The 13567-nt window shown below is 71.7% G+C and carries 14 protein-coding genes; 9 read left to right on the top strand and 5 right to left on the bottom strand.

What is annotated here, in order from left to right:
* Nucleotides 1–89 precede the first annotated feature (89 nt).
* Entirely contained in the window at nucleotides 90–1010 is a 921-nt protein-coding gene (locus ACZ5NW_RS17355; RefSeq protein ID WP_468744679.1) for a 1-aminocyclopropane-1-carboxylate deaminase/D-cysteine desulfhydrase, read from the top strand.
* Between the two features lie 30 nt (nucleotides 1011–1040).
* Here the strand turns inward: ACZ5NW_RS17355 and ACZ5NW_RS17350 are convergent, their stop codons facing one another.
* Nucleotides 1041–2636, bottom strand: coding sequence for a Na+/H+ antiporter (locus ACZ5NW_RS17350; protein WP_468744678.1), 1596 nt, complete (start codon nucleotides 2634–2636; stop codon nucleotides 1041–1043).
* A 60-nt stretch (nucleotides 2637–2696) separates the two neighbouring features.
* On the opposite strand from ACZ5NW_RS17350, the gene ACZ5NW_RS17345 reads away from it, so the two are divergent.
* The 3 genes from ACZ5NW_RS17345 to ACZ5NW_RS17335 all read left to right on the top strand — a co-directional run bounded on the left by ACZ5NW_RS17345 (nucleotide 2697) and on the right by ACZ5NW_RS17335 (nucleotide 4758).
* Nucleotides 2697–2957, top strand: a complete 261-nt coding sequence (locus ACZ5NW_RS17345; RefSeq protein ID WP_468744677.1) for a UBP-type zinc finger domain-containing protein — start codon at nucleotides 2697–2699, stop codon at nucleotides 2955–2957.
* Nucleotides 2958–3241: 284 nt separating this feature from the next.
* Entirely contained in the window at nucleotides 3242–3658 is a 417-nt protein-coding gene (locus ACZ5NW_RS17340) for an ATP-binding protein (RefSeq protein WP_225823325.1), read from the top strand.
* Nucleotides 3655–4758, top strand: a complete 1104-nt coding sequence (locus tag ACZ5NW_RS17335) for an RNA polymerase sigma factor SigF (protein WP_468744676.1) — start codon at nucleotides 3655–3657, stop codon at nucleotides 4756–4758. The genes ACZ5NW_RS17340 and ACZ5NW_RS17335 overlap by 4 nt, the downstream gene beginning before the upstream one ends.
* 33 nt (nucleotides 4759–4791) lie before the next feature.
* Here ACZ5NW_RS17335 and ACZ5NW_RS17330 read toward each other — a convergent pair whose 3' ends face one another.
* Nucleotides 4792–5244: a hypothetical protein gene (locus ACZ5NW_RS17330; RefSeq protein ID WP_468744675.1), complete on the bottom strand. Its 453-nt coding sequence runs from the start codon at nucleotides 5242–5244 to the stop codon at nucleotides 4792–4794.
* Between the two features lie 148 nt (nucleotides 5245–5392).
* Between ACZ5NW_RS17330 and ACZ5NW_RS17325 the strand changes: the two genes are divergently transcribed.
* Together ACZ5NW_RS17325 and ACZ5NW_RS17320 are read left to right on the top strand one after the other, a co-directional pair.
* Nucleotides 5393–6361, top strand: a complete 969-nt coding sequence (locus ACZ5NW_RS17325) for a diacylglycerol/lipid kinase family protein (protein WP_468744674.1) — start codon at nucleotides 5393–5395, stop codon at nucleotides 6359–6361.
* 319 nt (nucleotides 6362–6680) lie between these two features.
* A complete protein-coding gene (locus ACZ5NW_RS17320) occupies nucleotides 6681–6938 on the top strand; it encodes a WhiB family transcriptional regulator (RefSeq protein WP_006142322.1) in 258 nt (85 codons plus the stop codon).
* Between the two features lie 171 nt (nucleotides 6939–7109).
* Here ACZ5NW_RS17320 and ACZ5NW_RS17315 read toward each other — a convergent pair whose 3' ends face one another.
* Together ACZ5NW_RS17315 and ACZ5NW_RS17310 are read right to left on the bottom strand one after the other, a co-directional pair.
* Nucleotides 7110–8576: a sensor histidine kinase gene (locus tag ACZ5NW_RS17315; protein WP_468745092.1), complete on the bottom strand. Its 1467-nt coding sequence runs from the start codon at nucleotides 8574–8576 to the stop codon at nucleotides 7110–7112.
* 482 nt (nucleotides 8577–9058) lie between these two features.
* Nucleotides 9059–9694 carry a TetR/AcrR family transcriptional regulator gene (locus tag ACZ5NW_RS17310; RefSeq protein WP_468744673.1) on the bottom strand — a complete coding sequence of 212 codons (636 nt, stop codon included), beginning with the start codon at nucleotides 9692–9694 and terminating at the stop codon, nucleotides 9059–9061.
* Nucleotides 9695–9788: 94 nt separating this feature from the next.
* On the opposite strand from ACZ5NW_RS17310, the gene ACZ5NW_RS17305 reads away from it, so the two are divergent.
* The 3 genes from ACZ5NW_RS17305 (at nucleotide 9789) to ACZ5NW_RS17295 (ending at nucleotide 11843) form a co-directional block, all read left to right on the top strand.
* Nucleotides 9789–10568 carry an SDR family oxidoreductase gene (locus ACZ5NW_RS17305; protein WP_468744672.1) on the top strand — a complete coding sequence of 260 codons (780 nt, stop codon included), beginning with the start codon at nucleotides 9789–9791 and terminating at the stop codon, nucleotides 10566–10568.
* Between the two features lie 164 nt (nucleotides 10569–10732).
* A complete protein-coding gene (nagB, locus tag ACZ5NW_RS17300) occupies nucleotides 10733–11518 on the top strand; it encodes a glucosamine-6-phosphate deaminase (RefSeq protein ID WP_468744671.1) in 786 nt (261 codons plus the stop codon).
* 109 nt (nucleotides 11519–11627) lie between these two features.
* Complete coding sequence (locus ACZ5NW_RS17295) at nucleotides 11628–11843, top strand: hypothetical protein (RefSeq protein ID WP_468744670.1); 216 nt, start codon at nucleotides 11628–11630, stop codon at nucleotides 11841–11843.
* Nucleotides 11844–12048: 205 nt separating this feature from the next.
* Here the strand turns inward: ACZ5NW_RS17295 and ACZ5NW_RS17290 are convergent, their stop codons facing one another.
* The gene (locus tag ACZ5NW_RS17290; RefSeq protein ID WP_468744669.1) at nucleotides 12049–13566 is read right to left on the bottom strand and encodes a glycoside hydrolase family 3 protein; all 1518 of its coding nucleotides are present in this window, start codon (nucleotides 13564–13566) and stop codon (nucleotides 12049–12051) included.
* Between the last annotated feature and the right edge of the window lies 1 nt (nucleotide 13567).

Raw genomic sequence — 13567 nt, 5'->3', positions numbered from 1 at the left:
CAGGCCGGACGCGCGACCGGGGTGGCTCCACCGACCGGCCGGACGCGCGGCCAGAGTGGCTGCACCGACCGGCCGGGCGCGCGACCTGTGTGACGTCGCCGGACAATGGCGGGGTGACCAGCGCCGAGAGTCTCGCCCCCCGTCTGCCGTCTCCGCTCCAGGAGGCGGCGGACGAGCGCTTCGCGCGGTACGGCGTCCGTCTCCTGCTCAAGCGGGATGACCTGATCCACCCCGAGCTGATCGGCAACAAGTGGCGCAAACTCGCGCCCAACCTCGACGCGGCGGCGGGCCGGATGGTGCTCACCTTCGGCGGCGCCTACTCCAACCATCTGCGCGCCACCGCCGCCGCGGGCCGGCTGCTCGGCCTGCGCACGGTCGGCGTGGTGCGCGGCCAGGAACTCGCCGAACGCCCACTGAATCCCTCCCTCGCCCGGTGCGCGGCCGACGGCATGGAACTGCGCTTCGTCGACAGATCGACGTATCGCCACAAGGCGGACCCGGACACCCTCGCCCGCGTGCTGCGCGCGACCGGCGCCGAGGACGCGTACGTCGTCCCCGAGGGCGGCAGCAACGCCGCGGCCGTACGCGGCTGTACGGCGCTCGGGGAGGAACTGCGCGGCCGGGCCGACGTGATCGCGCTGGCCTGCGGGACCGGCGGCACCCTCGCCGGCCTGGCGGCGGGCCTGGCGCCGGACCAGCGAGCGCTCGGCATACCCGTCCTCAAGGGCGGCTTCCTGGCCGCGGACATAGAGGCCCTCCAGAAGCGGGCCTTCGGCGGACGGCAGGGCACATGGACCCTGGACGACCGCTTCCACTTCGGCGGGTACGCGCGCGTGGCGCCCGAACTCGACGCCTTCGCGGAGGACTTCGAGCAGCGGCACGGGCTGCCCGTCGAGCGGCTGTATGTCGCCAAAATGCTCTACGGTCTGGTCGCCCTCGCCGCCGAAGGCGCCTTCCCGCGCGGGACGCGCCTCGCGGCCGTGATCACCGGCCGGCCCTTCGCTCCCTGACCGCCGACCACGCCCGACGGCACCGCGGGACTACGTGGCCTCCCGGTACGCCGCCGCCTCCTCCAGGTCCAGCCTGCGCAGCAGCGTGCGCAGCATCTCGTCGTCGATGTACCGGCCGTCACGCAGCCGCACGAAGACCTCCCGCTCGGCGCTGATCATCTCCCGGGACAGCCTGCGGTAGGTGTCGTCGACGGACTCTCCGGTGATGGGGTTGGTCTGCCCGAGCCGCTCCCAGACGGAGTCGCGGCGCCGCTCCATGACCGTGCGCAGCCGGTCGGCGAGCGGCCCCGGCAGGACGTTGCGCTCATCGGTGAGGAGTTCGTCGAGGCGCCGCTCGGCGGCCCGGGATGCCTGGGCCTGGGCGTTGGCCTCGGCGAGGGTCTCGGCCTGCGCGTCGGGCCTCGGGAACCTCACCAGGCGGATCAGCGGGGCGAGCGTGAGGCCCTGCACGACCAGGGTGCCGATGACCGTCGTGAAGGTCAGGAAGAGGATGAGGTTGCGCTGCGGAAAGGGTTCGTCGCTGTCGTGCAGGGTGAGCGGGATCGAGAAGGCGATGGCAAGGGAGACCACCCCGCGCATCGCGGCCCAGGAGACCACGGCGGGCCCCCGCCAGGTGGGGGCCTTCTCGCGTTCACGCACGCGTGCCGACAGACGCGGCAGGAAGATCGCGGGATACACCCACACGAACCGCGCGGCGACGACCACGAGGAAGACGGCGACCGCGTACCAGACGGCGTCCAGGCCCTCGTACTCCCCGAGGCCCTTGAGTACGAACTGCAGCTGCAGCCCGATGAGCGCGAACACCGCGCTCTCCAGCAGGAAGGCGACCATCCGCCATACCGCGTCCTCCTGGAGCCGGGTGGCGAAGTCGACCTCCCACGCGCGATGGCCGAGGTAGACGGCGACCACGACCACGGCGAGGACGCCGGAGGCGTGCACCTGCTCGGCGGCCGCGTACGCGACGAAGGGGATCAGCAGGGAGAGCGTGTTCTGCAGCAGCACCTCCTTCAGATGCGTGCGCAGCCAGTGGATCGGCACCATCAGCACCAGTCCGACCAGGACCCCGCCGACCGCCGCCAGCAGGAACTCGCCGACGCCCTCCGCCCAGGACACCCCCTCGCCGATCGCGGCCGCCACGGCCACCCGGTAGGCGGTGATCGCCGTCGCGTCGTTCAGCAGGGACTCGCCCTGAAGGATCGTGGTGATCCGGGACGGCAGCCCGACCCGGCGCGCGATGGCCGCCGCCGCGACCGCGTCCGTCGGCGCGACCACCGCGCCCAGCACCAGCGCCGCGGTCAGCGGCAGCCCCGGTACGACGAGATAGGCGACCCAGCCGACGACGACGGTCGCGAAGAGCACGTACCCCACCGACAGCAGCGCCACCGGCCGCAGTTGCGCGCGCAGGTCGAGGTAGGAGCTGTCGGTGCCCTCCTTGTACAGCAGCGGGGGCAGGACGAGCGGCAGGACGACGTCGGGGTCGAGGGTGTAGTCGGGCACTCCCGGCACGTACGACACGGCGAGCCCGACCGCGACCAGCAGCAGGGGTGCCGGCACCGGGGTGCGCCGGGCGCCGGCGGCGATCGCCGCGCTCCCCGCCACCAGCAGCAACAGTGGCATCACGTCCATGTCTCGCCCGCCCTCGTTTTTCCGCGCGGTCGTCCGCACAGCCGTCGTAATCTGGCAATCATGAAACAGTGCACGCACGCCGACGCGCTGCCTCACCCGGAACCGCAGGCGCTCAGCGAGACCTGCCCGGAGTGCCAGCGCAGCGGTACCCATCCGGTACAGCTGCGGATCTGTCTGACGTGCGGCCACGTCGGCTGCTGCGACTCCTCGCCCGGCCGGCACGCCTCGGAGCACCACGACGACACCGGGCACCCGGTGATGCGGACCTTCGAGCCGGGCGAGGCCTGGCGCTGGTGCTTCGTGGACCATGTCCTCGTGTAAGCCTTGACGGGAGGCTACGGAACGAGCGGAACCGGCACCACCGGGTACGGTTCGACCGTCTGACGTCTGGGTACGTCAACCCGGCGCGCGCTCTTCCCATTTGGGCCCGCAAACCCCCTAGACACGGAGCGTGTCCACAGCTTTACTGTGAGTGACGCCAGGGGGTTGGGGTCCCGGGACAGGAAAGTTCAGAGCGCGATAGCGTCACCGCGGTACCACACATCGCGTTACCCCGGGGGGCGACCCCTCGGCCCCGAACAGCTTGTACCACCATGGAGGTGAGGGTGTCCCAGATCGCAGGCGAGCCCGCGGCGAACCAGGACTTCGTGGAAGTCCGGCTGCCGGCGGCGGGTGCCTACCTGTCGGTGCTGCGGACGGCCACGGCCGGCCTCGCGGCCCGTTTGGACTTCACCCTGGACGAGATCGAGGACCTGCGCATCGCGGTGGACGAGGCCTGCGCGATCCTGCTCCAGCAGGCCGTGCCCGGCTCTGTGCTCAGCTGTGTGTTCCGGCTGGTGGACGACTCCCTTGAGGTCACCGTCTCGGCCCCGACCACCGACGGCCACGCGCCCTCGCGCGACACCTTCGCCTGGACCGTGCTGTCGGCCCTCGCGGGCAAGGTCTCGTCCGCCGTCGACAAGGACAAGACCGTTTCGATCAGCCTCTACAAGCAACGCGGCGCCGGACCCGGTCCGGCGTGAGGGACGGGGACGGTCCGGTGCGGGACGAAGAGCGCGGCACACGGGAGCTGCCGGCCGCAGGGGACGAGGTCTCTCCGGGTGGTTCCCGGCGCATGGCGGACGGCATCGACGGCATCCCCGAGCAGGCCCGGCCGCATCCGGAGGACACCTCCGCACAGGAGGGCTACCTGGACGACGACGGGCAGCGGACACGGCAGGGTGCCGTACAGGGCGCGCCCCGGGCACGGCGCGACGGGGTCACCCCCGGCCGGACGGGGGCGACGGCTCGACAGAGGGCGACGGGCGGGACGATGAGCGAGCACGAGCGAGACGACGAACAGAGCGTGCCGGGCACGCAGCACGAGCCTCAGGATCGCAGCGGGGCGCGCGCGCTGTTCGTCGAGCTGCGCACGCTGAAGGAGGGCAGCCCGGAGTACGCGGAACTGCGCAACCAGCTGGTCCGGATGCACCTGCCGCTCGTCGAGCACCTCGCGCGCCGCTTCCGCAACCGCGGCGAGCCGCTGGACGACCTCACCCAGGTCGCCACCATCGGTCTGATCAAGTCGGTGGACCGTTTCGACCCCGACCGCGGCGTGGAGTTCTCGACGTACGCCACCCCGACGGTCGTCGGCGAGATCAAGCGCCACTTCCGCGACAAGGGCTGGGCGGTCCGCGTCCCGCGGCGGCTCCAGGAGCTGCGGCTGTCGCTGACCACGGCGACGGCGGAGCTGTCCCAGCAGCACGGCCGCTCCCCCACGGTCCATGAGCTCGCCGAGAAGCTCGCGATCTCGGAGGAGGAGGTCCTGGAGGGCCTCGAGTCCGCCAACGCCTACTCCACGCTGTCCCTGGACGTCCCCGACACCGACGACGAGTCGCCGGCGGTCGCGGACACGCTGGGCGCCGAGGACGAGGCGCTGGAGGGGGTGGAGTACCGGGAGTCGCTCAAGCCGCTCCTGGAGGACCTCCCGCCCCGGGAGAAGCGGATCCTGCTGTTGCGCTTCTTCGGCAACATGACCCAGTCGCAGATCGCGCAGGAGGTCGGCATCTCCCAGATGCACGTGTCGCGCCTGCTGGCCCGCACGCTCGCCCAGCTGCGGGAGAAGCTGCTGGTGGAGGAGTAGCGGCGCGGGACCTCCCGGCCGGGCGGAAGGTTCCTACTGGTCCTGTGCCCTGCCGGGTCCCCGGATGCCGAGGGCCCGGGTCGTCTCACCGTTGACGAGCAGCACGAGCGCGGTGATGGAGACGACGGCGAGGACGATCCCCGCGGGGATGGCGAGGCTGTCGGCCTGGAGCAGGCTGTAGGCGATGGGCAGGGCCATGATCTGCGTGATCACGGCGGGCCCGCGGCTCCAGCTCCGCCGGGCCAGCAGCCCGCGCGCGGCCAGCAGCGGCAGCAGCGCCAGCACGACGAGCGTCACCCCCAGGGTGACCGCCTGCTGCCGGTCGTCGGGGTCCCCGGCGATCCCGAGTGTCAGGACCACCACGCCGCCCACGGCCAGCGCCAGCCCTTCCAGCCCGGCGAGGGCGGCGGCGTACGTCAGCCGCCGGGGACGTACGGCGTCCGCCGCGGGGGTTTCGGGGGCGTCGTGATTCTGCTCAGCACTCACACCTGAAGGGTAGCCGCCGAGGGCGGGGGCGCTCGGGGCGCCCCGGGAGCCCCGCCGGGCGCCCCGTGTCCAGGGTCACGCCCCTGATCTCTTACCCGATCCCTACCTCGGGTGTGCCCGGTACCACCCAGTAGGTACGCTGCCATCCATGCGTGCACTTCTTGTGGTCAACCCGGCAGCAACCACTACGAGTGCACGGACGCGCGACGTCCTGATCCACGCCTTGGCCAGCGAGATGAAGCTGGAGGCGGTGACCACGCAGTACCGCGGGCACGCACGGGATCTGGGGCGGCAGGCCGCGCAGAGCGACGACATCGACCTGGTGGTCGCGCTCGGCGGCGACGGGACGGTCAACGAGGTCGTCAACGGGCTGCTCCACGACGGACCGGACCCCGATCACCTGCCCGGTCTCGCGGTCGTCCCCGGCGGCTCCACCAATGTCTTCGCCCGCGCCCTCGGTCTGCCCAACGACCCCGTCGAGGCCACCGGCGCCCTCCTCGACGCCCTGCGCGAGGGCGGCGAGCGCACCGTCGGGCTCGGGCTGGTCTCCGGCACACCCGGCACGGAGGACGAGGCCGTACCGGACCGCTGGTTCACCTTCAACGCCGGGCTCGGTTTCGACGCGGGGGTCGTCGGGCGGGTGGAGCAGCACCGCGAGCGCGGCAAGAAATCCACACACGCTCTCTACGTCCGCCAGGCCGTCCGCCAGCTGCTCGGCGAGTCGCACCGCCGGCACGGGACGATCACCCTGGAGCGACCGGACGCCGAGCCGGTGACCGATTTGGTGCTGTCCATAATCTGCAACACGGCTCCGTGGACCTATCTGGGCAATCGTCCGGTGTACGCGTCGCCTAAGGCCTCGTTCGATACCGGCCTCGACGTATTCGGTCTGCGCCGCCTGTCCACCGCCGCGGTTGCCCGGTATGGCACCCAGTTGCTCACTTCGTCCCCCGAGCGGGGCCCCCATGGCAAGCATGCGGTCTCACTCCATGACCTGGAGGGGTTCACCTTGCATTCGAAGGTGCCCCTGCCCCTCCAGATGGACGGAGACCACCTCGGACTGCGCACCAGCGTGACGTTCACAGGCGTACACCGTGCACTGCGTGTGATTGTGTGAGCAGAAGAGGCCAAAGTCCTTTCACTCGAACGTTTAGGCCAGCATCCACCCCATGGAAGTACGGCTGTGACCTAGTCGACACCGAGGAATCAAAAAAAACTTTCCAGAAGGGGTTGTATCCGCCGCTGAGGTTTGCGAGTCTCTACGTGGCGATCGGGACGGCCCGCAACACCGGCCTCCACTGATCACCGGAACCCCTCTTCAACTCACAGGACCTCGCCAGGGAACCTGGCGGTCGGCCCTTCACTTGTTGAGGGATTCGTGAAAGCGTTCACATTCACAAGCAACCTGCACGTAATACCAAGGAGAGGTAGCAGCCATGGACTGGCGTCACAACGCCGTTTGCCGCGAGGAAGACCCCGAGCTCTTCTTCCCCATCGGCAACACCGGTCCTGCGCTGCTGCAGATCGAGGAAGCCAAGGCCGTCTGCCGTCGCTGCCCCGTCATGGATCAGTGTCTGCAGTGGGCGCTCGAGTCCGGCCAGGACTCCGGCGTCTGGGGTGGTCTCAGCGAGGACGAGCGCCGCGCCATGAAGCGCCGCGCCGCCCGCAACCGGGCCCGTCAGGCCTCCGCCTGACCCACCCGCCCCGCAACAGCCTGAGCTTGGCGGCGCGTACAGCGAGTACGCATCTCCCGCCCCCGAGCCGCAGCGCGCAGTACCCCCGATGCGCTGAGTAACAGCAGCAGGGAGCACTAGCCCTGGACCGTATGGTCCGGGGCTCTTTGCTTTCCCCGGCGGGGCAGGCCCCTACTTCTGCGCCCGCACCGGGATGTCGAGGATCACCTGCGTGCCGCGCTCCGGCGCCGGAACCATGTCGAAGGAACCCCCCAACTCCCCCTCCACCAGCGTCCGTACGATCTGCAGGCCCAGGTTTCCCGAGGTGTGCGGGTCGAATCCCTCGGGCAGGCCCACGCCGTCGTCCTGGACGGTGACGAGCAACCGGGCCTCCTTCGTCGTACCGCCGCGGACCGCCGAGACCTCGACCGTGCCGGTTTCGCCCTGACGGAAGCCGTGCTCCAGGGCGTTCTGCAGGATCTCGGTGAGAACCATCGACAGCGGGGTGGCGACCTCCGCGTCGAGGATGCCGAAGCGTCCGGTGCGGCGGCCGGTCACCTTGCCCGGCGAGATCTCGGCGACCATGGCCAGCACACGGTCGGCGATCTCGTCGAACTCCACGCGCTCGTCCAGGTTCTGCGAGAGCGTCTCGTGCACGATCGCGATGGAGCCCACGCGGCGGACCGCCTCCTCCAGGGCCTCCCGGCCGCGCTCGGACTCGATGCGGCGGGCCTGGAGCCGCAGCAGGGCGGCGACCGTCTGGAGGTTGTTCTTCACCCGGTGGTGGATCTCCCGGATGGTGGCGTCCTTGGTGATCAACTCGCGCTCGCGGCGCCGCAGTTCGGTGACGTCCCGGAGCAGGACCAGCGAACCGATGCGGGTGCCCTTGGGCTTCAGCGGGATGGTACGGACCTGGATGACGCCGTCGTTCGCCTCGATCTCGAACTCGCGGGGCGCCCAGCCGCTGGCGACCTTGGCGAGCGCCTCGTCCACCGGGCCCCGGGTGGGGGCGAGTTCGGCGGTGGTCTGGCCGAGGTGGTGGCCGACCAGGTCGGAGGCGAGGCCCAGGCGGTGGTAGGCGGAGAGGGCGTTCGGGGAGGCGTACTGGACGATGCCGTCGCCGTCGACGCGGATCAGGCCGTCGCCGACGCGCGGGGCGGCGTCCATGTCCGTCTGCTGGCCGGCGAACGGGAAGGAGCCGGCCGCGATCATCTGTGCGAGGTCGGAGGCGCTCTGCAGGTAGGTCAGCTCCAGCCGGCTCGGGGTGCGCACGGTGAGCAGATTGGTGTTGCGGGCGATGACACCGAGGACGCGGCCCTCGCGCCGCACGGGGATGGACTCGACCCGCACGGGGACCTCCTCGCGCCACTCCGGGTCGCCCTCGCGCACGATCCGGCCCTCGTCGAGGGCGGCGTCGAGGAGGGGGCGGCGGCCGCGCGGGACGAGGTGACCGACCATGTCGTCCTGGTAGGAGGTGGGGCCGGTGTTGGGGCGCATCTGGGCGACCGAGACGTACCGGGTGCCGTCGCTCGTGGGGACCCACAGGACCAGGTCGGCGAAGGAGAGGTCGGAGAGCAGCTGCCACTCCGAGACCAGCAGGTGGAGCCACTCGAGGTCGGAGTCGTCGAGGGCTGTGTGCTGGCGTACGAGTTCGTTCATGGAGGGCACGTCTGCGAGCGTACCTGTGGGTCTGTGCGTGGCCTAAACACGACGGACGGGCGGGCCGGGCTCGGACGGCGGGTGGAAGCCGACGACGGCGCGGGCTTTACGGCCGCGGCAAGCCGACGACGGCGCGGGCGCTTACGGCCCCGGAAACACCCGCGGGCCGCGGCGCCTGAGAGGGACCCTCAACCCTCCCGGCACCGCAGCCCGGAGCAATATCGGCCGCGGGGTGTGCGGTCCCGGTCGGCCGAAGGTGAGGAACCGGGGCAGTCAGGGCAGAGAGCTCCGGATCCTCGGTCCGCCTTCCTGTGCGGGGAAGACGGAAGTCCGCTGATCTCCCGCGTCTGCGCGGGACTTTCCTTGCCTACGCATTGTGGACTAGACCACTCGGCGTGTCCATGCGTGGGATGGTGCTGTTTGGTGTCGCTCAGAAGCCGGGCCGACCGGACAGCCCGGCGACCTGATATGCACAACGCAGCCTAACGCGTGGGGGTTCCCGCGCGGGGCCAGATGGACAGGGCAATTTCGGCGACCGCCGCCAGTTCCTCCCGGCTCGCCCCGTCCCGGGCCTGTTGCGACATGCCCTGGAAGACGGCGGCGGCATGACGGGCGAGCCCGCCGGCGTCGGCGTCCACCGGCAGCGCACCCGCGGCGAGGTCCGCGCGGATCCGGCTCTCGATGGCGGCGATGTTCGCGTTGCGCTGCCGGCGCAGGACCTCCTCGACCTCCGGGGTCGTGCAGTTGGTGGCGGCGTGGATCACCAGGCACCCGTGCGGGTGGCCGGGGGCGGTGAACGCGGTCGCGGCCTCGCGCAGCAGCCGCGCCACGGCGTCCCGTGCGGTGGGCTCCTCCTCCAGGGCGCGCGCCGAGAAGGCGCCGTACGTCCCGCCGTAGACGCGCAGGACCTCGTCGAAGAGGGAGCGCTTGTCGCCGAAGGCGGCGTAGAGGCTGGGGGCGCCGATGCCCATGATCCGGGTGAGGTCGGAGACGGAGGTCGCCTCGTACCCGTGCTCCCAGAAGGCCATCACCGCCTTCTCCAGGGCGGTCGCCCGATCGAAGGAGCGGGGTCGGCCACGGGGCCTGACCTGGGGCTTCGTGTCCTCGCTGCGCACCATGGAGTGCATTTTATAGCGGGGACTAGAGAAATGTCGGCGGGCGGGTGTACGGTTTTTTTGTAGCGACCGCTAGGGAATTGCGGAGGGGCTTGGCATGGGTGTGCGCGAGGGTGTGCTCACGGGCAGGACGGCGCTCGTCACGGGGGCGAGCAGGGGGATCGGCCGCGGCATCGCCGAGCGGCTGGCGCGCGACGGGGCGACCGTCGCGGTGCACTACGGCAGCGACGAGGCGGCGGCGAAGGAGACGGTGGCCGCGATCGAGGCGGAGGGCGGCTCGGCGTTCGCCCTCGGGGTGGAGCTGGGCGTGCCGGGGGACGCGGAGCGACTGTGGGCCGGCTTCGACCGGCACGCGGCCGAGCGAGGGCTCGAGGGCCTGGACATCCTGGTGAACAACGCGGGGATCGGCACCTCGCGTTCCTTCGAGGAGATCACCGAGGAGGAGTTCGACCGCCTCTTCGCGGTGAACGTGCGGGCGCCGCACTTCATCACCCGGCTCGCAGCCGGGCGGCTGCGGGACGGCGGGCGGGTGGTGAACATATCGTCCGGCCTCGCCCGTGCCGCCGCGATGCCGCAGATCATGGCCTACGCGATGACCAAGGGCGCGCTCGACGTCTTCACCCGGGATCTGTCCAAGGTGCTGGGGCCGCGAGGGATCACGGTGAACTCCGTCGCGCCCGGCATCGTCGACACCGATGTGAACGCCGACTGGCTGCGGGCGAGCGAGGAGGCCTGGCAGGGCGCGGCCGCGTTCTCGGCCCTGGGCAAAGTGGGCACCCCGGCCGACATCGCCGACGCGGTGGCCTTCCTGGTGTCGGAGGACGGCCGCTGGGTGACGGGGCACTGGCTGGACGCGACGGGGGGTTCGCTGACGTGACCGCCGGGCGGACGGCCACGGAGGGGGCGGCCGGCGAGGGGGTTACGAGGGTGTGAGGCGTTTCCCGTCTCTTCACCCGATGTAACACACGAGCCCGGCCCCGCGCAGGCCGCCTCTGCTAGATTGGTCTAAACCACATAGCCCTTCAGAACGGCAGGCCCAGCGTGGAAGTTGTCATCGTTCCGGACGCCGCGGCGGGTGGCGAGCTGATCGCCGAGGCCATGGCGCGGCTCCTGCGGCGCAAGCCCGACGCCCTGCTCGGTGTGGCCACCGGCTCGACCCCGCTGCCCATCTACGAGGCGCTGACGGCGAAGGTGCGGGCCGGGTCCGTGGACGCCTCGCGGGCGCGGATCGCCCAGCTCGACGAGTATGTGGGGCTGCCCGCCGAGCACCCGGAGTCCTACCGCTCGGTGCTGCGGCGCGAGGTGCTGGAGCCGCTGGGCATCGGCATGGAGCAGTTCATGGGGCCCGACGGCACGGCGGAGGACGTCCAGGGCGCCTGCGAGGCGTACGACCGGGCGCTGGCCGCAGCGGGCGGCGTCGACCTCCAGCTGCTGGGGATCGGCACCGACGGGCACATCGGGTTCAACGAGCCGTGCTCCTCGCTCGCCTCGCGCACCCGGATCAAGACGCTGACCGAGCAGACCCGGGTGGACAACGCGCGCTTCTTCGACGGCGACATCGAGCAGGTCCCGCACCACGTGATCACCCAGGGCATCGGCACCATCCTGGAGGCCCGCCATCTGGTGCTGCTCGCGACGGGCGAGGGCAAGGCGGACGCGGTCGCCGCGACCGTCGAGGGCCCGGTGGCGGCGGTGTGCCCGGCCTCGGCGCTCCAGCTGCACCCGCACGCCACGGTGGTCGTCGACGAGGCCGCCGCGTCCAAGCTGAAGCTGGCGGACTACTTCCGGCACACCTACGCCAACAAGCCGGAGTGGCAGGGAATCTAGGGCCTCTCCTTCGGGCGGGTCCTGCCGGCGTCGCGGGCCCTGGCCCGGCCGAGCGGCGGCGCCTACCCTGTGGTCGAGGTGTGTCGGTGACGGGGACGGGGGTTCGGGCGTGTTCGAGCTGGGTCTGGTGCTGGGGCTGCTGGTGAGTGTGGCGCTGGTGCTGATCGTGGTCCTGCTGCGCCGGGGCAACGGCGCGACGACCAACGCCGACGGGCTGCGCATGGAACAGGAGCGGCGGACGCGGGCGCACCTGGAGCGCTCCTCGTACAAGTCCGGGACCCTGCACGGCAACTCGCCCACGATCAGCGATCACTACCGGCCTTGAGCCACACCCGGCACGCGTGTGGCATGCGCCTGGCGCAGGCCCAGCGCCGTCCGGCACGCGCCTCGCCCCGGCCCGAAATGCGCCTGACCTAATGCGCCTGACCTACGCCCGGCACGCACCGGGCTCCTACACCGCTCGCAGGCCGCGGCAGGTGAAGGCGCCGAGCCCCTCGCGGGGAGCCGGCGCCTTCGTCCTGTCGTAGGGGTCAGTGGCCCGCGATGACCTCCGCCGCGGCCAGGCCGGAGACGCGGGACGCGCCGTGGGTGGCGATGTGGAGGGCGCCGCGCGGCGGGGCCTGGGGGACGCCCATCTCGACCACGATCGTGTCGGGGCGGGCGGTCAGGAGGGTGTCGAGGGCCGTGGTCATCCAGGGGTGCCGGTGTTCGTCGCGAAGGACGGCGACGATCCGCCGCTCCCCCGCGGCCACGATCGCCGCGTGTCCGGCGTCCTCGCCGGCGAAGCTGCCGGTCTCCGTGCCGGGCAGCGAGCGGACCAGGTGGGCCGCCACCCCCCAGGGGGTCTCGTCCCCGACGGCGATATTGGCGACCGGGGCGAAGGTGGCGACGTAGGGCGCCTCGGTGAGAGGGCTGAAGACGTCCCCGCCGGTGACGCGCAGGGCCCGCCGGGCGGCGACGAGCCCGACGTCGGCGCGCACGCCACCCACCCCGCCCGAGCTCACCTGGGCCTCCTGCGCAGGAATCCGCGCTGCGGGGGACGCCGTCCAGCGGGCCAGTGCGCGGACGCGTTCCGCCGCGTCGGACAGACGGGACTCCGGGAGGTCGCCCGAGCGGACCGCCGCGACGAGGGCGTCGCGCAGGCGTCGTACCGTCTCGTCGTCGGCGAGGCCGCCGCCCACGCAGATCGCGTCCGCGCCCGCCGCGATCGCGAGGACGCTGCCGCGTTCGATGCCGTAGGTCGCGGCGATGGCCCGCATCTCCATGCCGTCGGTGACGATCAGGCCGTCGTAGCCGAGTTCGCCGCGCAGCAGCTCGGTCAGGACCCGGTGGGACAACGTTGCCGGGCGGTCGGGGTCCAGGGCGGGGACGAGGATGTGGGCGCTCATCACCGCCCGCGTGCCGGCGCTGATCGCCGCCCGGAAGGGGAGCAGGTCCCGCTCGGACAGCACCGTCGCGTCGGCGTCGATGCGCGGCAGCGCGTGGTGGGAGTCGACGGCGGTGTCGCCGTGGCCCGGGAAGTGCTTGGTGCAGGCGGCCACGCCCGCCGACTGGAGGCCGGTGACGTAGGCGGCGGTGTGGCGGGCGACCCGTTCGGGGTCGGCGCCGAAGGAGCGGACCCCGATCACCGGGTTCTCGGGGTTGGAGTTCACGTCCGCGGACGGGGCCCAGTTGAAGTTGACCCCGCACTCGGCGAGGCGGCGGCCCAGTTCGTGCGCGACCTGACGGGTCAGGTCCACGTCGTCGACGGCGCCGAGCGCGTGGTTGCCGGGGAAGGAGGAGCCGGTGCGGACCTCCAGGCGGGTCACATCACCGCCCTCCTCGTCGATCGCGACCAGCACGTCGTCCCGCTCGGCGCGCAACTGGGCGGTGAGCGCGGCCAGTTGCTCGGGCGAGGCGATGTTGCGGCCGAACAGGCCGACGGAGGCGAGGCCCTCGCCGAGCCGGCGCAGCAGCCAGTCGGGGGCGGTGGTGCCGGGGAAGCCGGGCTGGAGGACCGTCAGCGCGTCGCGGGTGAGCGTGTCGGTGCCGCTGGCGAATGTCGTCATC

The organism is Streptomyces sp. NPDC032126, from assembly GCF_055580085.1.
This window is presented reverse-complemented; position numbering and strand designations above follow the sequence as displayed.